The 23,630-nt window shown below is 34.1% G+C and carries 20 protein-coding genes; 14 read left to right on the top strand and 6 right to left on the bottom strand.

Features of this window, described 5'->3' with window-relative positions; all coding sequences use genetic code 11:
• Positions 1–25: 25 nt before the first annotated feature.
• The 3 genes from queA (at position 26) to ACM55I_RS04630 (ending at position 3,214) form a co-directional block, all read left to right on the top strand.
• Complete coding sequence (queA, locus tag ACM55I_RS04640; protein WP_416837137.1) at positions 26–1,075, top strand: tRNA preQ1(34) S-adenosylmethionine ribosyltransferase-isomerase QueA; 1,050 nt, start codon at positions 26–28, stop codon at positions 1,073–1,075.
• Between the two features lie 319 nt (positions 1,076–1,394).
• Positions 1,395–2,669, top strand: a complete 1,275-nt coding sequence (gene kynU, locus ACM55I_RS04635) for a kynureninase (protein WP_416845608.1) — start codon at positions 1,395–1,397, stop codon at positions 2,667–2,669.
• 101 nt (positions 2,670–2,770) lie between these two features.
• Positions 2,771–3,214, top strand: coding sequence for a YMGG-like glycine zipper-containing protein (locus ACM55I_RS04630; protein WP_416845607.1), 444 nt, complete (start codon positions 2,771–2,773; stop codon positions 3,212–3,214).
• Positions 3,215–3,296: 82 nt separating this feature from the next.
• Here the strand turns inward: ACM55I_RS04630 and ACM55I_RS04625 are convergent, their stop codons facing one another.
• Together ACM55I_RS04625 and ACM55I_RS04620 are read right to left on the bottom strand one after the other, a co-directional pair.
• Positions 3,297–4,829, bottom strand: coding sequence for a cryptochrome/photolyase family protein (locus ACM55I_RS04625; protein WP_416845606.1), 1,533 nt, complete (start codon positions 4,827–4,829; stop codon positions 3,297–3,299).
• A 3-nt stretch (positions 4,830–4,832) separates the two neighbouring features.
• Entirely contained in the window at positions 4,833–5,474 is a 642-nt protein-coding gene (locus ACM55I_RS04620; RefSeq protein WP_416845605.1) for a flavin reductase family protein, read from the bottom strand.
• A 161-nt stretch (positions 5,475–5,635) separates the two neighbouring features.
• On the opposite strand from ACM55I_RS04620, the gene ACM55I_RS04615 reads away from it, so the two are divergent.
• Positions 5,636–8,026, top strand: coding sequence for a penicillin acylase family protein (locus ACM55I_RS04615; RefSeq protein ID WP_416845604.1), 2,391 nt, complete (start codon positions 5,636–5,638; stop codon positions 8,024–8,026).
• 62 nt (positions 8,027–8,088) lie between these two features.
• Positions 8,089–9,426, top strand: a complete 1,338-nt coding sequence (locus ACM55I_RS04610; protein ID WP_416845603.1) for an FAD-dependent oxidoreductase — start codon at positions 8,089–8,091, stop codon at positions 9,424–9,426.
• A gap of 95 nt (positions 9,427–9,521) precedes the next feature.
• Here the strand turns inward: ACM55I_RS04610 and ACM55I_RS04605 are convergent, their stop codons facing one another.
• A complete protein-coding gene (locus ACM55I_RS04605) occupies positions 9,522–11,021 on the bottom strand; it encodes a helicase HerA-like domain-containing protein (RefSeq protein ID WP_416845602.1) in 1,500 nt (499 codons plus the stop codon).
• Positions 11,022–11,395: 374 nt separating this feature from the next.
• Between ACM55I_RS04605 and ACM55I_RS04600 the strand changes: the two genes are divergently transcribed.
• From ACM55I_RS04600 to ACM55I_RS04570, 7 genes are all read left to right on the top strand, one after another.
• Positions 11,396–12,214 carry a MotA/TolQ/ExbB proton channel family protein gene (locus ACM55I_RS04600; RefSeq protein WP_039110850.1) on the top strand — a complete coding sequence of 273 codons (819 nt, stop codon included), beginning with the start codon at positions 11,396–11,398 and terminating at the stop codon, positions 12,212–12,214.
• A 75-nt stretch (positions 12,215–12,289) separates the two neighbouring features.
• On the top strand, positions 12,290–12,901 hold the full coding sequence (locus tag ACM55I_RS04595) for an ExbD/TolR family protein (protein ID WP_416845601.1): 612 nt from the start codon (positions 12,290–12,292) through the stop codon (positions 12,899–12,901).
• An 18-nt stretch (positions 12,902–12,919) separates the two neighbouring features.
• Entirely contained in the window at positions 12,920–13,492 is a 573-nt protein-coding gene (locus ACM55I_RS04590; RefSeq protein WP_416845600.1) for an ExbD/TolR family protein, read from the top strand.
• Between the two features lie 39 nt (positions 13,493–13,531).
• A complete protein-coding gene (locus ACM55I_RS04585; RefSeq protein ID WP_416845599.1) occupies positions 13,532–14,326 on the top strand; it encodes an energy transducer TonB in 795 nt (264 codons plus the stop codon).
• 233 nt (positions 14,327–14,559) lie between these two features.
• Positions 14,560–15,483 carry a PstS family phosphate ABC transporter substrate-binding protein gene (locus ACM55I_RS04580; protein WP_416845598.1) on the top strand — a complete coding sequence of 308 codons (924 nt, stop codon included), beginning with the start codon at positions 14,560–14,562 and terminating at the stop codon, positions 15,481–15,483.
• A 16-nt stretch (positions 15,484–15,499) separates the two neighbouring features.
• Positions 15,500–17,170 (top strand): tetratricopeptide repeat protein, encoded by a 1,671-nt coding sequence (locus ACM55I_RS04575; protein ID WP_416845597.1) that lies wholly within the window; start codon positions 15,500–15,502, stop codon positions 17,168–17,170.
• A 221-nt stretch (positions 17,171–17,391) separates the two neighbouring features.
• Positions 17,392–18,024 (top strand): 7-carboxy-7-deazaguanine synthase QueE, encoded by a 633-nt coding sequence (locus ACM55I_RS04570; RefSeq protein WP_416845596.1) that lies wholly within the window; start codon positions 17,392–17,394, stop codon positions 18,022–18,024.
• 193 nt (positions 18,025–18,217) lie between these two features.
• Here ACM55I_RS04570 and ACM55I_RS04565 read toward each other — a convergent pair whose 3' ends face one another.
• Together ACM55I_RS04565 and ACM55I_RS04560 are read right to left on the bottom strand one after the other, a co-directional pair.
• Positions 18,218–18,760, bottom strand: a complete 543-nt coding sequence (locus ACM55I_RS04565; RefSeq protein ID WP_416845594.1) for a YfiT family bacillithiol transferase — start codon at positions 18,758–18,760, stop codon at positions 18,218–18,220.
• Positions 18,761–18,776: 16 nt separating this feature from the next.
• The gene (locus tag ACM55I_RS04560; RefSeq protein ID WP_416845593.1) at positions 18,777–19,493 is read right to left on the bottom strand and encodes a class I SAM-dependent methyltransferase; all 717 of its coding nucleotides are present in this window, start codon (positions 19,491–19,493) and stop codon (positions 18,777–18,779) included.
• 73 nt (positions 19,494–19,566) lie between these two features.
• Between ACM55I_RS04560 and ACM55I_RS04555 the strand changes: the two genes are divergently transcribed.
• Positions 19,567–20,061: a YkgJ family cysteine cluster protein gene (locus ACM55I_RS04555; RefSeq protein ID WP_196852905.1), complete on the top strand. Its 495-nt coding sequence runs from the start codon at positions 19,567–19,569 to the stop codon at positions 20,059–20,061.
• Between the two features lie 71 nt (positions 20,062–20,132).
• On the opposite strand, the gene ACM55I_RS04550 is transcribed toward ACM55I_RS04555, so the two are convergent.
• Complete coding sequence (locus tag ACM55I_RS04550) at positions 20,133–21,350, bottom strand: exo-beta-N-acetylmuramidase NamZ family protein (protein WP_416845592.1); 1,218 nt, start codon at positions 21,348–21,350, stop codon at positions 20,133–20,135.
• A gap of 112 nt (positions 21,351–21,462) precedes the next feature.
• Here ACM55I_RS04550 and ACM55I_RS04545 point away from each other — a divergent pair, with 112 nt between their 5' ends.
• Positions 21,463–22,698 carry an ABC transporter permease gene (locus ACM55I_RS04545; RefSeq protein WP_416845591.1) on the top strand — a complete coding sequence of 412 codons (1,236 nt, stop codon included), beginning with the start codon at positions 21,463–21,465 and terminating at the stop codon, positions 22,696–22,698.
• Positions 22,699–23,630 lie beyond the last annotated feature (932 nt).

The raw sequence follows: 23,630 nt of genomic DNA, 5'->3' as shown, positions 1-23,630 counted from the left end.
AATCCATAACTCATAACTTTATCAAATGAAATTATCACATTTTCAATTCGATTTACCAAAAGAACTTCTTGCCGAATATCCAGCTGAAAACAGAGACGAATCACGTCTAATGGTTATTGATCGTAAGAAGCAAACTATAGAACACAAAATGTTCAAAGATGTTATCGATTATTTTGATGACGGTGATGTTTTAATTCTGAATAATACGAAGGTTTTTCCAGCACGTTTGTATGGAAACAAGGAAAAAACAGGAGCAAGAATCGAAGTTTTTTTACTTAGAGAATTAAACTCTGAGCAAAGACTTTGGGATGTTTTGGTTGATCCGGCCCGTAAAATCAGAATTGGGAACAAATTATACTTTGGAGATGACGATTCATTAGTTGCCGAAGTTATCGACAATACCACTTCTCGTGGTAGAACATTGCGTTTCCTTTACGACGGTTCTTACGAAGAATTCAGAAATAAATTAACGGAACTTGGAGAGACTCCAATCCCAAAATACATTTCAAGAGACGTAACTCCGGAAGATGCGGAACGTTACCAAACTATTTATGCTAAAGAAGAAGGAGCTGTTGCGGCACCAACTGCAGGATTGCACTTCTCGAAACATTTATTGAAAAAACTGGAAATCAAAGGAATAAAATTTGCCGAAGTAACGCTTCACGTTGGTTTGGGGACTTTTAATCCAGTTGAGGTTGAAGATTTATCAAAACACAAAATGGATTCTGAGGAATTAAAAATCACTCAGGAAGCGTGTGATATCGTTAACGATGCCAAAGTGAAAAAGAAACGTATTTGTGCAGTAGGAACTACTTCTATGCGTGCCGTAGAAAGTTCAGTTTCATCACAAAGTACGCTAAATCCTTTTGATGGTTGGACAAATAAATTTGTATTTCCTCCTCATGATTTTAGTATCGCGACGTGTATGATCACAAATTTCCACACACCAAAATCTACTTTATTAATGATGGTTTCCGCATTTTGTGGACATGATTTAATGAAAAGAGCCTATGCAGAAGCAATCAAAGAAGGATACAAATTCTATTCTTACGGGGATGCCATGTTGATCATATAATCTGAATTTATTTCAGATTCTAAATAATAAAATCTCGTCAGTAATGGCGAGATTTTTTTTTGGGTGTGTCCCGCTGAAAAAGCGGGTCGGGCTATTCGCTACAAATTAAATTCACCGAATTCCAATTAAAATAAGAGTAAAGTGAGGTAATCTTTTCCCCGCTAAAGAAGCGGAGAAAAAGGATTTTCGCTGCTATCCCCCACACGCGTTTTTTAATATTTAATACTTCTCATTATAACTATTGTCTATCTGTTTATCCGCTAAAAGTCTTTTATCTATCCGTGTTTTTTTATTACTTTTACCAAACAAAATACAAACAATGACTTTCGAAAACACTCTTGAATTTGCAAAACAACTTGATTCACAAGATCAATTAAATAAATACCAAGATGAATTTATTTTTCCGCAAATAAATGGAAAAAAAGTGATTTATTTTACAGGAAATTCATTAGGATTACAGCCTAAACGCACCAAAGCATACGTAGATGAGGTGATGAATGACTGGGGAAACCTTGCCGTTGAAGGGCATTTTTATGCTCAGAAACCGTGGTGGGATTACCAAGAACGATTTGCAAATCCGTTGAGTAAAATTGTGGGTGCTTTGCCAAGTGAAGTTACTGTGATGAATACATTAACGGTCAATCTTCATTTGCTGATGGTTTCTTTTTATAGACCTACAACAACAAGATATAAAATTATTTGCGAGGAAAAAGCGTTTCCTTCAGATCAATATATGTTTCAAAGTCAAGTGCATTTTCACGGGATAAAACCCGAAGATGCTATTCTTGAAATCAAGCGTCGCGAGGGTGAACACAATATTCGTTTAGAAGATGTGTTGGCCAAAATTGAAGAAGTAGGAGAGGAATTGGCTTTGGTTTTAATTGGGGGTGTGAATTATTACACAGGACAAGTTTTTGACATGAAAACGATAACTGCCGCCGGTCATAAAGTAGGTGCTAATGTTGGTTGGGATTTAGCGCACGCCGCAGGAAATATTAAATTAGAATTACACGATTGGGATGTAGATTTTGCTGCTTGGTGTAGCTATAAATACATGAATTCAGGACCTGGAAATGCTTCAGGATGTTTTATTCATGAAAAACACCACAACAATTCCGAGTTGCCAAGATTTGCCGGTTGGTGGGGACACAATAAAGAACGCCGTTTCAAAATGGAACAAACTTTCGATCCAATTCATGGAGCCGATGGTTGGCAAATCAGCAATTTACCAGTGCTTTCTTTAGCGCCTTATCTGGCATCAGTTGATATGTTTGATGAAATAGGAATGGACGCTTTAATCCAAAAAAGGGATACAATCACGTCTTATTTAGAATTTATCCTCCACGAAATAGATAAAGAAGTCGATAGTAGCTTCGAAATTATAACACCGTCAAATCCATCCGAAAGAGCATCACAATTATCTGTGTTGCTTCATGGAGAAGGGCGTAGTTTGTTTGACTATTTAATGGAGCATGGTGTGATTACTGATTGGCGCGAACCTAATGTTATTCGATTAGCCCCCGTTCCATTATATACTTCTTTTGAGGATATGTATCATTTTGGTCAAATATTGAAAGCTGGAATTTTAGGGTAACAAAACCATGAAATTATATAAGAAATAGTTTGAATTATATAAGTTTTATTTGATATATTGGATGTTTCTTTGTAGAATTATAAATTCTAAAATTTAAAACCATGAAATATATATATCTTATAGCATTGTCATTAGTTATTTTTTCTTGTCAAAATCAAGGGAAGATGGAAATTCAAAAAGCGAAACTAGCTATTGTGGATTCCATGAAGCAAGTTACTGCGGATTCCATGACTGCGGAATTTGAGAAACAAAAAGTCATCGATTCCATGCAAATTGAAATGGCTAAAGTTGAAGAAGCCAAGATAGTAACCCAAAAAGAAGTTGTTGTGGTCAATCATCAAGCAGCTGCTAGTACGACTACAACAACCACAAAAAAGAAAGGTTGGAGCGGAGCTGCAAAAGGAGCCGTTATTGGAGCTGGAGTTGGAGCCGTTACTGGAGCAATTATCAGTAAGAAAAAAGGCCAAGGAGCAATAATTGGTGGTTTGGCAGGAGCAGGAGTTGGAGCGGGTACAGGCGCTATTATTGACGGAAGCAAAAAATAATAAATAAAATTGTTATACAAAAAAGAGTGTTTAAGTTCTAATTGAATTTAAACACTCTTTTTATTTGTAGCCGTCTTTACGTTTAATACGAATCCATATTTTCAATAATAGCATTGGCCTTAACCTTGATTTTATACAATTCTTCGGGATTCATTTTGTTCAATAAATTCAGCATCATTCCCATGCGTTGGTTTCCTTTGAAATACTCTTTTTTTTCATCTAGAAAATTCCAGTATAACGTATTGAAAGGACATGCTTTATCCCCAAATTTCTCTTTGACATTGTAATGGCATTTGGCACAATTATTACTCATTTTATTGATGTAACTTCCGGAGGAAACATAGGGTTTTGTCGCAATAATTCCTCCATCGGCATATTGTGACATACCGCGAGTGTTAGGCATTTCTACCCATTCTATGGCATCTATATATACGCCAAGATACCAAGCATCTACTTCATCAGGATGAATTTGTGTCAGCAAAGTGAAATTTCCTATCACCATGAGGCGTTGAATATGATGTGCGTAAGCTTCATCTAAACTTTGATTGATGGCGTGACTCATGCAATTCATTTTGGTTTTACCCGTCCAGAAAAAATCCGGTAACTTGTTGTGGTTTTCCAAGACATTCATTTGAGCATAATTGGGCATTTCTTTCCAATAAATCCCCCGAATGTATTCCCGCCAACCCAGAATTTGACGCACAAATCCTTCTACTTGCGAAAGGGTTATTTCAGCTTCATTTGCATGATAAAAAGAAATAACGGTCTCTATTACCTCTTTTGGCGAAAGCATTTTACTATTCATGGCAAAAGACAAACGAGAATGGAAAAGGAATTTTTCTTCGGTATGCATCGCATCTTCATAATCACCAAAATATTTCAGCAGATTTGTACAGAAATAATCTAAAACCTCCAGCGATTGCTCACGGGAAATAGGCCAGCTGAAATTATTTTCATCAATGTTTCCAAAAGTGATGATGCTGGCTTCTTTTATTTGAGTTACAACTTCCGAAACGTTTGCATGAAAATTTTTTTCCGGCGGAACTGGCACTTCGCCTTTGTATTTTTTACGATTATCGGCATCAAAATTCCATTTGTTTCCCAAAGGAGTTGATCCGTCCATTAAGAGATGGTGTTTTTTGCGCATGTTGCGATAGAAATTTTCCATCAACAGCAACTTTTTACCTTCAAAAAAATCGGTGAGTTCGTGACGCGTGGTATAAAAATGTTCCGAGTCAAAAGCTTCTGTCTCAATTTTTAGATTGGAACAAATTGTTTTTAATTGTTGATCCAGTCGGTATTCGTCGGGTAACTGGTATTCGAATTTTTCTATTTTGTAGTTTTCGATGCAACTGGCAATGATTTTTTCTAAATCCTGAGGATTCTCGGCATCGGTAATATGAAAATATACCGCTTGATGTCCATGTGATTGTAGTGCTGTATAAAAATTCCTCATTGACAGAAAAAACGCTGCCACTTTTTGGATGTGATGTTTTACATAATCAGTTTCCTGACGCATTTCTGCCAAGACATAAATCGTGTTGTTGTCACATTCCTGAAACCAGGAATGTTGAAAATTTAACTGATCTCCAAGTATTAACCGCAATTTTTTCATTTTCTATTTTTTGAAAAATGAAGTAGTGGGCATTTCTTTTCGGGCATATTGAAACCGATCCACTAATTTGGGTAAACAATACCCGTCGAGTCCATTTAGTGCCACAACATTTCCTTTGTCAATTTGTAGCCAGCCATCTTTATGTTGCAATTCTTCTTCAAAAAACAAATTTTCGATAGCAGCAATAATGTGAATGGTATCATTTTCCTTGATATAGTATTCATTTACGTATTTGCAATACAGTTGAACGGGGCTTCCTTTTACGAACGGGATTTCAATATCGTTTTTATATTCTTCTTCAAGATTCGTTTTGTCAAATTCAGAAATTCCCAATTCATAATTTGCCGAGGTGTGATGCGCAGCTTCAATCATATTCACCGTAATGTGATTCACGGTAAAATATCCCGTTTCCCGTATGTTTTTGTACGTATCTCTTGGAACAGTGGTGGGTCTCATAATGAATCCAATTAGGGCAGGATTGCTGCCTAAATGAGTAATACTGCTAAAAATTGCCACATTAGGTTTTCCATCAATGGATTTTGTAGCAAGTAAATTGGCTGATTTATATCCGGTGCAAGAATTGATTAAATTTAATCTTTCGATTTTTTCCATTTGGGAAATGGCATCTTTAGAAATGTGTTTCATGTCTTTTTAAATTTAGAACAAATATACTTTTTGTTTAATAAAATATGAAATAAATTAAACGAAATAATTACAAGAAGCGTTTTCGAACTCAAAAGCAATGAAAATAAATAATTTTAAATAACTTTCAAATCCTATATATTTGTTTACCAATTTATCCAAAAATGAAAATACTTAAAAAAGTCCTTGTCGTTTTAATTTCGTTAACAGTGATTGTAATACTAGCTTTAATTGGTTATGGTTTTTATCTAAAACCTCAATATGAAGGTAAAGTTAAGCTGAAAAACATTCAAAAAACAACAACAGTATATTTTGATGAATTTGGAGTACCTCATATTTATGCCAATAATTCAAAGGATGCTATGGAAGCTTTGGGTTATGTACATGCGCAAGACCGATTGTGGCAAATGGAATTGATGCGGCGTATTGCTCCAGGACGTTTGTCCGAAATATTTGGCTCAGTTGCGTTGAAAAATGATAAATTCTTTGCAGGAATTGGAATAGAAGAAGCTTCAGCAAAAGCGATTGCAGCATTGGATAAAAACAGCCCAAGTTACCAATTGACGATGGCATATTTGGATGGAATTAATCAATATATTGATGAAGGAAAAACACCAATAGAGTTCAGTTTAGTTGGAGTGAACAAAGAGAAGTTTACCCTAAAAGACGTTTATAATATCTTTGGATACATGTCTTTTAGTTTTGCAATGGCTCAAAAATCAGATCCGTTATTGACCGATATTCGAAATAAATATGGAATGGAGTACCTCAAGGATTTTGGAATTGACGGCTCTTTTAATACCACTCGAATAAAAAATGCCAAAGAAAAACCACAGGAATATATCACAATTGCAAAATCGATAGCTTCGCTTTTAGATCAGTCGCCAATTCCTCCATTTGTAGGAAGTAATAGCTGGGTTATAGCACCAAAGAAAACTAAAAATGGGAAGGTTATTTTTGCCAATGATCCTCACATAGGGTTTTCGCAACCGGGAACTTGGTACGAAGCACATTTGGTAACGCCTGATTTTGAATTATACGGCTGTTATTTAGCAGGAACTCCTTATCCTTTGTTGGGGCACAATCGCGAATACGCCTATGGTTTGACCATGTTTGAAAATGACGATATTGATTTGTACCAAGAAGAGAATAATCCAACAGATGCCAATGCGTACAAAACGCCAAATGGTTTCAGTCGCTATGAAATTAGAAAAAAAACTATAAAAATAAAAGATACTGTAGCCGTAGTTTTAAATGTAAAAGTGACGCGTCACGGTCCTATTATGAATGATCTTATTGATGGTTTAAATAAAAAGACACCTGTTGCGATGTGCTGGATTTATACGCAACAACCCATACAGATACTGGATGCGGTTTACAGACTTTCTCATGCTAAAAATAGGACCGATTTCCAAAAAGGGGTGGCTTTGATAGCTGCGCCGGGATTGAATATCATGTACGGGGATGCCAAAGGGAATGTGGCTTGGTGGGCGACTGGGAAATTATACAAACACAATATGGGGGTGAATACTAATTTTATTCTGGATGGAGCAAGTGGTAAAGACGATATTACCGAATATTTGGATTTCTCCAAAAATCCTTCGGCGGTGAATCCAAATTGGAATTATGTATATTCTGCGAACAATCAACCGGAACCAATAGACGGTTTTTTATATCCGGGGTATTATCTGCCAGAAGACAGAGCCAAAAGAATCACCCAGTTATTAGATCCAAAATCCAATTGGGATAAGGAGTCTGTTAGTAAAATGATTTTTGATAATACTTCATTAGCAGCGCCACAAGTTCTGTCAAATTTATTTTCGAGTGTAGACTATAATACACTTTCTAAAAATGAAAAAGAAGCCATTACTATTTTAAAATCTTGGCAAGGATCTAATAATCTTCATGACGTCGCTCCAACAATTTACAACAAATGGATTTATTTTTATTTGAAAAATACCTTTGAGGACGAACTCGGTGAAACTGATTTCAAACAATTTCTTGGAACGCACATCATGAAGCAAATTGTTGCGAAACAAATGGCTAATGAAAATTCACTTTGGTGGGATAATATTACCAGTAAAAGTGTAAAAGAAACTAGATCTCAAATTCTTTCACAATCGTTTAAGGAAGCTATTGTTTCATTAGAAAAACAATTAGGAAATTCAGTACCAGCTTGGACTTGGAATAAGGTGCATATTTTAGAACATCAGCATCCATTGGGCAAAGTGGCTGCATTACGAAGAATTTTCAATGTAGGGCCTTTTGAGGTTCCGGGGTCCAATGAGGTAATCAATAATCAGTTTTTTGATTATACTGATGAAGCAAATTATGTTGTAAAAGGTGGACCTTCAACGAGAAGAATTATTGATTTTTCGGATATAGAAAACAGTTGGAGTATTCTGCCAACAGGACAATCAGGGAATCCATTGAGTTCGCATTACAGTGATCAAGCGGAACTTTACAATACAGGAAAATTTAGAAAAATGAAACTAAATAAGGATGAGATTGTTAGAACTTCAACAAAATTGGTCTTTGTTCCCTATAAAAATTAATAGTTTTAAAGTCCTTAGTCTAATAAAATCAGTAATTTTGCCTAACTTTTTATAAAAAATTAATGCAAACTCCCAAAAAAATAGCGGTTGTAGGTTCTGGATTAGTAGGATCTTTATTAGCTATTTACCTTCGCAAAGTAGGACATATAGTTCATGTTTATGATAGAAGTCCAGATATTAGACAAATTCAGTTTTCAGGACGTTCCATCAATTTAGCCATGTCTAACCGGGGTTGGAAAGCACTGGATGGAGTAGGAGTGGGTGATGCGGTACGTGAGATTGCAATTCCTATGGATAAACGTGCCATTCATCTTGTGGACAAACTTAATTTTCAAAATTACGGACAAGAAGGGGAGTCTATTTATTCGATTTCGAGAGGAACTTTAAATAGAAAAATGATCGACTTGGCCGAAGCTGCTGGAGCTCAATTCTTTTTTGATCATAAAATTTGGGATGTAACTTTAGATGATGCGACCCTGCATATTGGAGAAACTGAAAGAGGAGCTTGGCAAGAAAAAAAATACGATATGGTCTTTGGTGCCGATGGGGCTTTTTCTAGAATCCGTCACCGCATGCAACGTCAAAGCATGTTTGATTATTCACAAGAATTTCTGCCTATTGGATATAAAGAATTAAATATTCCTGCAAATACTGATGCCACACATAAATTAGACAAGAATTCTTTTCATATTTGGCCACGAGGCGAATACATGTTGATTGCATTGCCTAATTTAGACGGTAGTTTTACGTGTACCTTGTTTATGCCTTTTGAAGGAGAAAATTCTTTTGCAGCATTAAAAGATCAAAAAGAGGTCGAAGCTTTTTTTGAAAAGAATTTACCAGATACGATTGATGTAATTCCAAAATTGACAGAAGATTTCTTTAATAACCCAACAAGTACATTGGTAACCATGAAATGCTTTCCTTGGACTTATGAAGATAAAATTGCCTTAATTGGAGATGCCTGTCATGCAATTGTGCCATTTTATGGGCAGGGAATGAATGCGGGTTTTGAAGATATTTCGGTGCTATATGAAATGATTGAAAAGTATGGTGATGATTGGAAAACTATTTTTTCTGAATATCAAAAATCCCGTAAACCAAATGCGGATGCAATAGCAGAACTTTCCTACCGTAATTTTATGGAGATGAGTTCAAAAACTGCTGATGAAAAATTCCTATTGCAAAAGAAAATTGAAAAATCCTTCTCGGATAAACATCCTGACAAATGGATTCCGCTTTATAGTAGAGTAACGTTTAGTGATCGTCCTTATGCCGAAGCTTTGGCAATTGGGGATTATCAAAACGCCATTATGGAAGAAGTTTTAAAAATGGAAAACATTGAAAATATTTGGAATGGCGAACTAGTTGAGAATAAAATATTGGAATTACTACAGTAGAATTCAATAACAATATCAAAATTCAATTGCAATGCCAATCTCAAAATTATTTCCAATTAATTATTGATATTGCCATTGAATTTTGATATTGAAAACTATTTTTTGAACATTTTTGTTAAAATACCAAAAGCGCCTCTTATAAAAGTTGCACTAGTCAATACTTTTAAAACGGATTTTCCAACGACACTCGCAGTGCTTGGTCCACTATTTTCTTCTTTTTTAATTGTTTTCTCTTGTTCTTGTACAGCAACTTTTTTATTGAGCATTTCGTAAGCACTTTCACGATCAATAAGTTCACTGTATTTCTTTACCAGTTTTGATTTAGTGTTGATTTCTTGAATCTCACTTTCAGTTAAAATATCCATTCTGCTCATCGGTGCACGCATCATGGTAGCTGCAAGCGGAGTAGGAATTCCTTTTTCGTTCAGAGCGGTAACCAAAGCTTCTCCAATTCCAAGGCTAGTCAACACTTCGTCGGTTTTGTAATATTCTGATGTTGGATAATTATCGGCTGTTTGTTTTATTGCTTGTCGGTCATTGGCAGTAAAAGCCCTTAAAGCATGTTGTATTTTTAAACCTAATTGTGCCAAAACGCCACTTGGAATATCCATTGGATTTTGAGTAATAAAGTAAATCCCAATTCCTTTTGAACGTATTAATTTTATGATAGTTTCTATTTGTTCTAATAATGCTTTGCTGGCTTCATTAAATATTAAATGGGCTTCATCAATAAAAATCACTAATTCTGGTTGATCGGCATCTCCTTTTTCAGGCATTTGTTGGTATATTTCAGCCAATAAACTAAGCATAAATGTCGAAAATAATTTTGGTTTATCTTGAATATCTGTCAAACGAAGGATGTTGACATATCCTTTGCCATTTTCATCAATTCGCATCAAATCCTTAATATCAAAAGACATTTCTCCAAAAAATAAGTGAGCGCCTTGTTGCTCTAATTCAATTATTTTTCTAAGAATAATTCCAGTGGTTGAAGTTGAAATTTTACCATAATCTGCCGTAATCTCGTCTTTTCCTTCTTCAGTTATATAATTGATTACTTTTTTGATGTCTTTAAGATCTAATAAAGGCATTTTATTGTCATCACAGTATTTGAATATAACAGCAATAACGCCTGCTTGAGTATCGTTTAATCCTAATATTCTTGAGAATAGTACAGGACCAAATTCTGATATCGTTGCACGAAGGCGTACTCCATTTTGTTCGGACAAAGTCAGTAATTCAACCGGAAAGCTGGATACACTGTATGGGATGTTAATTTTAGCATGGCGTTCGGTAATAAAAGGCTTTTCCTCCCCTTCTTTTGCAATACCACTAAAATCACCTTTTATATCCATCATCAATACTGGAATTCCAAAAGAGGACAACTGTTCTGAAAGGACCTGAATAGTTTTAGTTTTTCCTGTTCCGGTAGCACCGGCAATTAAGCCATGGCGATTCATTGTTTTTAAGGGTATTTTTACATGTGCATCCGCCAAAGCCTCGCCGTCTAATATTGCCCCACCTAAAATAATGCTTTCTCCTTTCGAAATATAACCGTTTGTAATGTGTTGTGTGAAATCTTCTTTTCTGCTCATAATAAGGGCCTGATTTAAATGATTTGCAAGGTATTAATTGTTGTAATTTGTGTAAATAAAGCGTTAACTGCAGTTTTCCTGCTTTTTTATTGTTAATAATAAAAAAAATTTTTTTTAGCTATTTCAATCTGGATATTAAAAAATTATCTCAATATGTCATAAAACAATATGTTTTTTTTTATAAAACAACTGATTTACTTATGAATTCTGATATAAATGCAAATTTTAAATTAACAAATTATTTTTCGGAATAAAATTAATGAGAATAAAATTAAAAAAAGTTTTTTTATTTAAACTAAAAATATAAATTTGCTCCACTACAAGTTTATTATAACTAAAGAATAAATTATTTAAAACTATTAAAATTAAAAAAAATGGCAAACGTTAAAAAAGAAAACGGTTCAAAAGGTGGAGGAATGATTTCAGGAATCATTATTGTAGCATGTGTTTTTGTTGGATGGATAGTATGGAATTTTATAATGGGTAATGGTGCTAATTTCGAGGGTGGAATTAATACAGGTCATCCACTACCAGGAAATTACTTGGCAATGGTTTATAAAGGAGGTCCTATTGTACCTATTTTATTAGGTTGTTTATTAATGGTTATTGTGTTCTCATTCGAGCGTTTTGCAGTTATTTCAAAAGCAGCTGGTAAAGGAAATCTTGATCAATTCATGAAAAGTGTACAAGGAAATATTACTACTGGTGATATCGATGGTGCTATCGCTTTATGTGACAAACAAAAAGGATCAGTTGCAAATGCGATTAAATCTGCTTTATTGAAATACCAAGATGTTAAAAAAGAAGGTTTAGATAGCGAAGCTGCTGCTGAAACAATTCACAAAGAAATTGAAGAAGCTACTTCATTAGAAATGCCAATGTTAGAAAAACATATGACTATTCTTTCTACATTAGTTTCATTAGGAACTCTTGCAGGTTTGTTAGGGACAGTAACAGGGATGATTAAAGCGTTTGGTGCTTTGGCTTCTGCTGGAACTCCAGATCAAGCTGCACTTGCAAATGGTATCTCTGAAGCCTTGATTAACACTGCAACGGGTATCTCTACTTCTGCATTAGCAATCGTTGCTTACAACTTTTTTACTTCTAAAATTGATACTTTGACTTATTCTATTGATGAGGCAGGTAATACAATTGTAAATACTTACAGACACTACAGAAGTACACAAAAATAATTAATAATTTAATTTATAAGAAAATAGTAATCTTGTAAAAGAGCTATTTTCTTATAAATATTAAAAAATATATTAATGGCTATAAAAATGTCCAAAAAAGCAGCGTCTATTGACATGACTGCTATGTGTGATGTGGCTTTTCTTTTGCTTACGTTCTTTATTTTGACCGCTACAGCTAAGATTCCAGAAGCATTGCCGGTAGATACGCCAGCCTCAACAGTTCAGACTAAGTTACCGGATTCGGACTTGGCTACAATTACTATTGGAAAAGGGAAAGTGTTTTTTGATTTAAAAGGTAGAGAGGTTCGTAAAAGAACACTTGAATTAATGGGTCAAAAATATGGTGTAGCATTTACAGAGGATGAATCATCAAAATTTTCTTTAATGGAAGGAATTGGAGTGCCAGTTTCAAATTTAAAGCAGCTTATTGCTATGAAAACTGCAGAGCGAAGTAAAGAAGGTGTTCAGCCGGGAGTTCCTAAAGATTCACTTGACAATCAATTAAAAGATTGGATTTACAATGCTCGTATTGCAAACATTGAGGTCGATGACAAAGAATTGCAATTTGCTATAAAAGGAGATGCAAAAGAAGAATATCCAGCTATATTGAAAGTTATGGATATTTTACAAGAGCAAAAAATCAATAGTTTCAATCTAGTTACTGGTTTGAGAGCAAAAGATAAATAACTAAAAAAATACACTAAAATGGCTGAATTAAATACCGGCGACGGTGGTGGCAAGAAAGGTGGAAAAGTAAGAAGTAAAAAGGCAAATTCAAAAGTAGATTTAACTGCTATGGTGGATTTGGCATTCTTATTGATTACTTTCTTTATGCTTACTACTACGTTGTCAAAGCCCCAATCGATGGATTTGGCATTGCCAGATAAAGAGAAAGATCCTAAAGAAAAGAATGATATTAAAGTTGATGAAAATCGTACAATGACTATTTTGTTAGGAGATAATGATAAACTAATACGTTATGTAGGTTTGCTTGCAACTCCAGTTGTTGGAGGAGCTCCTAAGGATTTTACTTATGGTAAAGAAGGTATTCGTAAAGAGCTTTTTTCTAGAAGTAAATTAGTATTAGAGTATTCTACAGCTAAGGGAAAACCAAAAGACGGTATGATTGTTATTATCAAACCAAGTAAAAAATCAAATTATCGTAATTTGGTTGATATACTTGACGAAATGGCAATTGTTGGAGTTGGTAAAAACGGTGCTTATGCAATAGTAAATGAATTTACTCCGGAAGAACAAAAATTGTTAGAAGGTAAGTAAGATTTGTCTTATTACTCAATAACCTAATAACTAAGAAAAATGAAATTAGATATATTCACAAACCAATGGCTTGATATTGTATTCGAAGGTCGTAATAAGGCCTATGGTGCTTATGAGCTTAGAAAAACAAATACAAAGACAACGGTTAAAGCTCTTGTGCTTGGCGCAATTGTTTTCGCTCTTGCTGTTAGTGCGCCACTTATCATGAGTCTTATTCCTAATTCTTCAGATGGTTCTGATAGTTTGGATACTAAGATTACTACTATTAAGTTGCCACCTAAGAAAGAAGAAGTAAAAAAAGATCTTCCACCACCTCCGCCGCCACCTCCAAAAGTAGATCAGGTGAAGTTTGTTAAGCCAGTTGTGGCTAAAGCAGAAGAGATTACAGAAGAGCCACCAAAAATGGAAGCTATTAAAGACAAGAAAATTGGTGCTGAAACTATTAAAGGGGATCCAGATGCTGAATTATCTGTAGAACCAGTTGGAAACGGACCTAGTGCTGTAGTTGAAGAAGATAACCAAATTTACAACACAGCAGGTATCGAAGTAAAACCTGATTTTCCAGGTGGTATGGAGAAATTCTATAAGTATGTTGGTAATAATTACCAAACTCCTGAAGAAGAAGGTTTAAAAGGTAAAGTTTATGTTACTTTTGTTGTAGAAAAAGATGGTTCATTAACTGATATCAAAGTAATCAGAGATATTGGTTACGGTACAGGAAAAGAAGCAATCCGTGTTTTGAACAAATGTCCTAAATGGAATCCAGGAGAGCAAAATGGTAAAAAAGTAAGGGTGCTTTATTCTCTTCCAATTACTATTCAATCTGCTGAATAATGTTAAATAACATAGTAAATAATATTAAGAAGAAATCGCTTAAAGAGCGATTTCTTCTTGTTTTAGGAATTTTGTTTTTTCTAGTTTACCTTGTTTTAGGTTTATTTATTATCTTTATGAAGAATTTTCCTTTGGCAATTCAACCTAATTACAGGATTGCTTTTGGCGTATTACTGATTGTATATGCTTCTATTAGATTCTTCAGAATTATTAATAATAACAAAAACTAGATTATGAAAAATTATGCTAAAATTTCGTATTTTGTTTTTCTTGCAGTAATTGTATTCTTCTTAGCTTGTAACCAATCTAAAAGTTCAAAGGATAATGAAACCATACTTAAAGGTTCCGTTTCAATTTTTGTAGATGAAACTTTGAATCCTATTATTGAGGATCAAGTTGCCGTATTTGAAAGTAGATATGATGCTAAAATAAAACTTATTTCAAAATCTGAATCTGAAACGGTTAATTCATTGTTTAATGAGAAAGCTGCAATAGCTATTTTGGCTAGAAATTTGACAACAGAAGAATTGAAGATTTTTGATCAAAGAAAAATTATTCCTAAAGTAACAATATTTGCTACAGATGCGATTGCGCTGATTTCAAATAAGAACAATAAGGATACTATTATAGCGTTAAAAGATGTTATTGATTATATGCAAGGGAAATCTGTTCCATCCATTAAAGGGTTAGTTTTTGATAATCCAAACTCAAGTACAGTTCGATATATAAATTCTCTTGCAGGTTTAAAGGCTATTCCAGAAAAAGGTGTTTTTTCATTTAAAACCAATGATGAAGTTATTAAATATGTTTCTGAAAATGATGGGATGATTGGGATTGTAGGAGTTAATTGGCTTTCTCAACCAATGCCTGCGATGCAAAAATATGTTGATAACGTAAATACGTTAAGTGTTAAAGGACTTAATACTGATAATTCATTTTCTCCTTCCCAAAATAATATAGCAGAAGGGAAATACCCTTTGGCACGCGATTTGTATATAATCAATTGTCAAGGATATTCAGGTTTAGGAATGGGCTTTGCTTCATTTGTAGCAGGAGATATTGGACAAAGAGTAATTTTAAAGTCTGGTTTGCTTCCTGTTCGTATTCCTGGCAGGAATATTACAATAAGGAATAAAATTGAAAATGATAAAAAATAAATTAACTACAATAAAGATGAATAAATTTAAAATTTTTAGTGTTGCTTTATTGGCTTCGGTAACCGTAAGTCAAGCGCAAGATTTGAATCCGGCCAAAAAAGCAATTGACGCAGAACAGTTTGATAGTGCAAAATCGATTTTAAAATCAATTGTAAACTCTAAACCATCTAACGGGAGAGCTGCTTTCCTTTTAGGGAATGTATATCTTACTCAAAACATAGCAGATAGTGCTAAAATTTATTTTCAAAAAGGATTAACTGGTTCTGATGGAGCAAAACTTAATTATATTGGGTTAGGTCAATTAGACTTAGATAATGGAAATGTAGCTGCTGCTCAAGCGAATTTTGCATTGGCTGCGAAAGACATGAAAAAGAAAGATGTAGAAGAATATATCTACATTGGAAAAGCATATATGGCGGCTAATAAGCCTGATTATAAAAGTGCATTGTCTATTTTGACAAGAGCAAAAATTAACAATCCTCAAGATGCACAAGTTTTACTTGAACTTGGAAATGCTTTTTATGGAGATAAAAATCAGAATGAGGCGTATGTTGCTTATCGTGATGCCTTTCAAGCGGATCCAACTTTAATTAGAGCTAAAATGCAATTAGGTGTTTTGCTTAAAGGGGCAAAAGCCTATACTGAAGCAGTGAAAGCATATGATAACGTAATAGCTACTAATGCAAGTTATGGACCTGTTTACCGTGAATTGGCCGAAACATATTATTTATGGGGAAGAAATGAGCCATCAAAAGGTAAAGATTACTTGCAAAAAGCTTTAGGTTATTATGAAAAATACATGACATTAACGGATTATTCGTTAGCTTCTCGTATGCGTCATGCTGACTTTTTAATCTTAGCAGGTGACTACAAAACGTTAGAAGTTGAAGCTAATAAAATGAAAGAATTAGATAAAGTAAATCCTAGAATTTTACGTTATTTAGGTTTTGCTGCATATGAAAATGGAAATGTTGATGTTGCAATTCAATCGTTAGAAAGTTTTATTGCAAATCCTGCTAATAAAGTACTTGCTTTAGATTATCAATATTTAGGTTTTTCTAAAATTAAAAAAGCAATAAGTGCAGACGGTAAAACAGTTGATGCTACTCTTTTTAATAATGGGGTTTCAGATGTTAAGAAAGCCGTTGAAATGGAAATTTCTATCACTAATAACCTTGCTGATATTGGTAAAAAATTATATGAGCAAAAATTATTCAAAGAAGCAGCTGCGATTTATGAAATAGCAACTACGAATAAAGAATCTAGAAATTACTTGCTTGATAATTTCTATTTAGGTAACTCATTGTATTACGACAACACTAAAAAGGATGTTGTTAAGCCAGATCCTATTGCACTTCAAAAAGCGGATGTAGCTTTTGGAAATGTTATTGAAGCTTCGCCATCTACTCAAGATGCTTATATCTTTAGAGCTAGAACTAATAGATTGCTAGAAAAAGATGACATGATGGTTAAGTATTATGAAGCTTATATCGCAGTTGTTACTGAAAAAGGTGCTGAAGAATTAGCTAAACCAGCAGTAAAAACTAAATTGATTGAATGTTATAATAACATGGCAGCTAGTTTCGCTAATACAGATAAATTAAAAGCAAAAGAATATTTTAATAAAACTCTTGCATTAGATCCTACAAATAATTATGCAACTGAATCATTGAAAACGTTAAAATAATTGTTTTTTTAAAGATATAAAAACCGATAACTTTAAAAAAGTTATCGGTTTTTTTGTGCGTAATCGGGACTATTAATTACTTAAGATTAATAGAGTTTTAGCCCTAAATTGGGTGAAGTTATCTAACTAAAGGCTTTTATTGGTGATTTTCAGAAAGCATTTTCTAAATATCAAATTAACTCATTTTCTAATTAACTATCTTTGCACTTTAAAATTAAATAATGTTATCAAAAGAAATACAATTAGAAGTTAATAAAGGAGCCTTGCTTCCGTTGATGGAAGAATTTTATACGATTCAAGGGGAAGGATTTCATACAGGAACTGCGGCATACTTTATTAGAATTGGTGGATGTGATGTAGGGTGTCATTGGTGTGATGTTAAAGAAAGCTGGAATGCCGAATTGCATCCTCCAACAGGGATTGATTTGATTGTTTCAAATGCAAGTAAATATTCGGAGACTGTTGTAGTAACTGGTGGAGAGCCTCTAATGTGGGATATGTCTTTGCTTACGCAAAAGCTAAAAGAAAATAACAGAAAAGTTCATATAGAAACTTCAGGGGCATATCCATTAACAGGGGTCTGGGATTGGATTTGTTTGTCTCCAAAGAAAAATAAATTACCTACGGAAACGGTTTATGATAATGCACATGAGTTGAAAGTAATCATTTATAATAAACACGATTTTATTTTTGCTGAAGAGCAAGCTGAAAAAGTGAATAATAATGCTATTTTATTCCTGCAACCAGAATGGAGTAAAAAAGAAGAAATGACTCCACTTATAGTTGATTATGTGATGAACAATCCAAAATGGCGTGTTTCTTTACAAACTCACAAATATTTGAATATTCCTTAAAACATAAAACCTCAAATAACAGTTTGTTATTTGAGGTTTTATGTTTTAAGGAATATAGTTGATATGCAATTACAGGGGGATTTAGTCTTGTTTACCTATTGCCCTAGCCCAGATAGCAGCGGTATCCTTTATTTTCTCATTTTTTCAATGAGAAAATAAAGATATAGCGAATAGCTGGAAAAAGCTCCTAAAACTACCAACCTTTTTGTTTTTTAAATTCCGTAATATGTGCTAAGTGGTGGTTTCCATGCCAAGCATAAGTTCCTATTATTTCTTTCAATTGAAATTCTGCGTTATGCTCCGGATGTATAAAGGATTTTTCTAAATCAGCTTCGGAAAGACTATTCATTAAATACGCTAAACGAAAGTGTAAACCCTCTAGAAAGGAAAGAGTAGCCTGAATAGGCATTGTTAAATTATCATGCATTTCTGCCCAACGATCTTCGTGATAAAATTTTATTACGGGTTTATCCTCAGTCAGTGTCCATTTGATTCTAATGAAACAATTCATATGACTGTCTGAGCAATGGTGAATGACTTGACGAATCGTCCAACCGCCGTTACGATATGGCGTATCAAGTTGTTCCTCGGTTAAATGAATTACCTCTCTTTTTAATCGTTCTGGGAAATGTGCGATTTCTGCTATTTTATTAGTTAGATAATCGCTTGAATAGATTTCTGGCGCGATAAATTTTCCAATTGGATAACGTAATTTTTCTAATGCTGTATTTTCCATATTATAATTTATTTTTTTAAATCGAAAGTTTAGCTAAATAGTCATAATGCTCCCCTTCAAGAACTAATTCGCATTGTAATCCATTGGCGAAAGCCGCATTTTGTAAGGTGTTGTAATCTAGGTAAAGCCAAGGGAATTCCTCTTCTTTTTCTTTTTTATAGCGTATTGTAAAAGTCAATTCGCCATAATAGCCTTTGCTGGGAATCCATTTTCCGCCATCTTCATCATTATCAAACATATAAATAATATCCGAAGAATCTATAAGGATTTGTCCATTTGGATTAAGCAAGCTTCTTAGTTTCTGTAAAAAGCTAGTTGTTTCTTTTAGTGTTCCAAATATGCCGGTGCCATTCATCAATAATAAAATGGTGTCAAATTTATTTTTAGGATTATCAGAGTCCATTTCAAGAATATTTTGAACTTGAGCATTTTTCAAACCTCTTAGTTGACAGGCTTGAACTGCATTTTTAGAAATATCAATCGAATGGACATCAAAATTTCTTTCGTCCTGTAAAAACAAACTATGACTTCCTGCACCACAACCTACATCAAGAATTTTACCTTTGGCAAGTTGTAAGGCTTTTTGTTCTAATTTTGGCATTTCATTATAAGAACGAAATAAATACGCAACGCTCATTTCATCCTCTTCAGAAATAGAGGTTTCAGTGATTAAATCTTCAGGAGAATTATTAGTTTGAAAATCAAGTATGGCTTTGCCAAAAAGGTCTTTCATCTTTTTTGTTTAAAGTTTAAGGTTTCAGGATTCAAGTTTGTTACTTTTGTGGTTCCAACTTTAAATTTTAAACTTGAAACATATTTTAAACAATCTTCCTAAAGAAGCCAAAGATAAGCATATCGAAAATAAAAAGTATTTCGATAAGCTGAAAAAGAAGACGCCTAAGAATTTAGATTACGTGATGCAGGATTTGCATGACGCCGAATTCAAGAAAACGGATTGTTTGAAGTGTGCAAACTGCTGTAAAACTACTGGGCCATTATTTACGGATGCGGATATTGAGCGTGTTTCAAAATATCTTAGACAAAAGCCACAGCAGTTTATCGAGCAATATTTGAGAATCGATGAAGATAGGGATTATGTGTTACAAAGTGTGCCGTGTACTTTTCTGGATAATGAAAATGCATGCATGATTTATGATGTTCGTCCAAAAGCGTGCAGAGAATTCCCGCATACGGATCGGAAAAAATTTCAGCAAATTACAGATCTAACGTTAAAAAACGTAGCAATATGTCCAGCTGCTTTTAATATTGTAGAGGAAATGAAAAAGAAGTTGCCTCTTTAAAAATTTATGTATCGTTTCCTTCTCCTTTGGAAAGTCCTGTCCCGACGCTTCGGGATCGGGAGGGGTGAGGACTAATAAATCAAATATTTCGTTCTCATTTTTTTAAACTCAATTAACCCTTTCTTCCAGCTTTCTCTGATTTCCTTTTCTGAAGTTCCATTTTCTATTTGTTGCTGCAGTTTTTTAGTTCCTGCTAATTTTGTGAAAAAAGAATTGAAGAATTTTGATTTATCTGATGTGGTCTGATAAGCTTTAATTAGCCATTTTAATTCCAGTTGATTTACTTTTGCACATGCTGATAAATCTTCTCCATAACATTCGATACCATTGTAAACTGGATTTTGTGCGCCGAAATTCGGTTTCGGAATAAAACTAAAGCTGCTTTTTGGTAGGTAAGGCGAGCCATAAATTTGGAATTGTTTTTCAGTTCCCCGCCCCACACTTACATTCGTGCCTTCAAAAAGACACAAACTCGCGTAAAGATTCACGGCTTGATCATTTGGAAGATTAGGCGAAGGTTTTACAGGTAAATTATAATTCATTTTTCTGTTGTAATTAGTACACGGAATTACGGTCAATTTGCATTGCACGCCGTTTTTCATCCATTTCTGGCCATTTATCATTTTAGCATATTCGCCAATTGTCATTCCGTGAAGTAATGGAATTGGATGCATACCCACAAAACTGGAGAATGCAGTTTCGAGAACGGGTCCATCAATAATATTTAGGTTAGGATTTGGCCGGTCAAGAAGTATAAGCGGAATATTATTTTCGGCACACGCTTCCATAATATAATGCAACGAAGAAATATAGGTGTAAAATCGTGCGCCAACATCTTGCAAATCAAAAACCATGATTTCAATTCCGGCTAATTGCTCTGATTTTGGTTTTTTATTATCGCCATACAATGAAATAATTGGCAATCCAGTTTTTGAATCTTTTCCATCAACCACATGTTCGCCTGCATCTGCAGTTCCGCGAAAACCGTGTTCTGGGGCAAATATTTTTTGGATAGCAATATTTTTTTCTAATAGAAAATCTATCAAATGAGTTTTGTTGGAGAGAATTCCAGTCTGGTTGGTTACAATTCCAATTTTCTTGTTCTGTAATAATGAGAGATATTTTTCATAATTGTCAGCTCCAGTCTTTATTGTTGCGGAAGAATTGTTATTATCTTTTTCTAAATCTGATTTTACATTTTCTCTTAAATCTGTTTTTCTGGCAGAACAGGAAGTCGGAATGATTGTTAAAAATATAAAACAAAGCAGTTTTTTGAAAAATGGTTTCATATAGCGGTTCAAATAAAATTAAGGCCAATTAGTGTAATTCGTGTTTTAGCTGTATTTTTGGCGCAAGCGACGCGAACTGGCGAAGCAAATCCAAATTAGAAATCGAATCAAATTGAATTTAGAATATTTCATAGCCAAACGACTCATAACTGCTAAAGATTATAAAAGTAGCATATCTGCGCCAATTATAAAAATTGCAATTTCGGCAATTGCCATTGGTATGATTATGATGATTGTTTCGGTAGCAACAGGAATCGGGTTGCAGCAAAAAATCAGAGAAAAGATTTCAGCATTCAATGGACATATCATTATTTCCAATTACGATAACAATCAATCCGAAGTCACATTAGTTCCAATTTCTAAAAAACAAGATTTTTATCCAAAGTTCACATCGGTTCCTGGGGTAAGTCATATTCAAGCCATCGCCAGTAAAGCAGGAATTATCAGAACCGAAACCGCTTTTGAAGGAATCATCTTCAAAGGAGTGGGCAGTGATTATAATTGGGATAATATAAAGGAGTATCTGGTTTCTGGAAAACTTCCTGATTTTTCAAAAAATGTCAATCAAGAAGTATTGATATCACAGTTCCTTGCCAATAGATTGAATCTAAAAGTAGGTGATTCCTTCAATACATTCTTTATAAAAGAAAGTCAAAATCAATTGCCCAACATCCGAAGATTTAAAATCACAGGAATATTCAACTCCGGTTTTCAAGAATTTGACGCTACCTATATAATAGGGGATATTCGCCACATGCAACGCATCAATAAATGGGCGTCAGATCAGGTAGGTGCATTTGAAGTTTTTGTAAATGATTTTAATAATATTAAAACTATTGGCGAGCAAGTCTATGAAAAAACATCGTCAACACTAGACAGTAAAACCATAATCGAAAAATACAGTTATATATTCGAGTGGCTTCAGCTATTTGATTTCAACATCATAGTTATATTAGTAGTCATGATTCTTGTTGCGACCATTAACATGGTTGTTGCGTTATTAGTACTTATCTTGGAGCGAACCCAAATGATAGGAATACTAAAAGCATTAGGTGCTAATAATTGGTCAGTCCGAAAAATATTTCTCTACAATGCCTTTTACCTTATAGTAAGAGGATTGTTCTGGGGGAACGTAATCGGTATTTCTTTATTGTTAATCCAGCAACAGTTTGGCGTAATTCAATTGAATCCGGAAAATTACTACGTCAATCAAGCACCGGTCTATTTAAATTGGGGATACATCCTTTTACTAAACCTGCTCACAGTCATCGTTTGTTTCTTGGTGTTATTAATTCCTTCCTATATAATAACCAAAATTTCACCGGTGAAAGCGATTCGTTTTGACTAAATAATAATTTGGGCGTTCCCCATTATAACAAAAGAGGCAATTATCTTTATGGATAGTTGCCTCTTTTGTCATAATGGGTCGGGCTATTCGCTGCAAGTCCTCGTCCCGCAAAAAAAGCGGGACTGCGGGCTTTCCGCTGCTATCCCTAACGCGGGCAAGCGTTTTAGCAACTTTGTTATTTAGTCCAAAGAGCCAACAGGTCAGTTTATCAACAGGCTTTTAGCAGTAATCCCAAAAAACGCGTGGATTCTGTTATTTCGACAAAAGATAAATCTCATTTCTAGGTATTCATTTGTTATCCTATATATAGGACTGTAGCTTTCGTAGCGTACGTAGAATTTATTACCTATATAATAATCCCCATGTTTTTTATCCATTTCGTCACCCTCTCGTTCGGAGAGGGTCGGGGCGAGGAAAATAGTTTTGTTGCAATATTCATGTTTCCAGCGATTTAAAGAATAAGTTAAGAAAACATCAAAAAAAAGGTTTAAAAAAGCTTGTAAAAGCGAATAAATGGGCTACTTTTGCACCCGCAATGGCGTAGAAGTTCTTTAACAAACTGGCAAGTAAAACGAATTAGATTAGAGGATTTATTTTCTAAAAAAAATTGTATAAAGCTTGTGAGATTAGAAAACGGATGTTACATTTGCACCCCGCAAAACAAGCAAAGTTCCTTGACAAACTGATAAGAAAAGAAGAAGTAATTGGAGATAAAAATTTCCAAAAAAAACTTCAAAAATTTCTTGCCAGTTAAGAAAAGAAGTTGCACTTTTGCACCCGCTTTGAGAAACACTTTAACGAGTGTTGACGAAACGAAAAACAAGCAGAACACGTTCCTAGACATATTGAATTGACAGCCGTTTTGAAAGAGATTTCAAGACAAAAGAATAAGAGTAATAGAATCGAGAGATTTGAAAAAACCACTAGAATTT

Origin of the sequence: Flavobacterium algoris (assembly GCF_048158525.1) — a bacterium.
In the GTDB taxonomy this organism is placed as follows: Bacteria; Bacteroidota; Bacteroidia; order Flavobacteriales; family Flavobacteriaceae; genus Flavobacterium; species Flavobacterium algoris.
The sequence above is the reverse complement of the archived record's forward strand: the minus strand, read 5'-3'. Positions and strand labels throughout refer to the sequence as shown.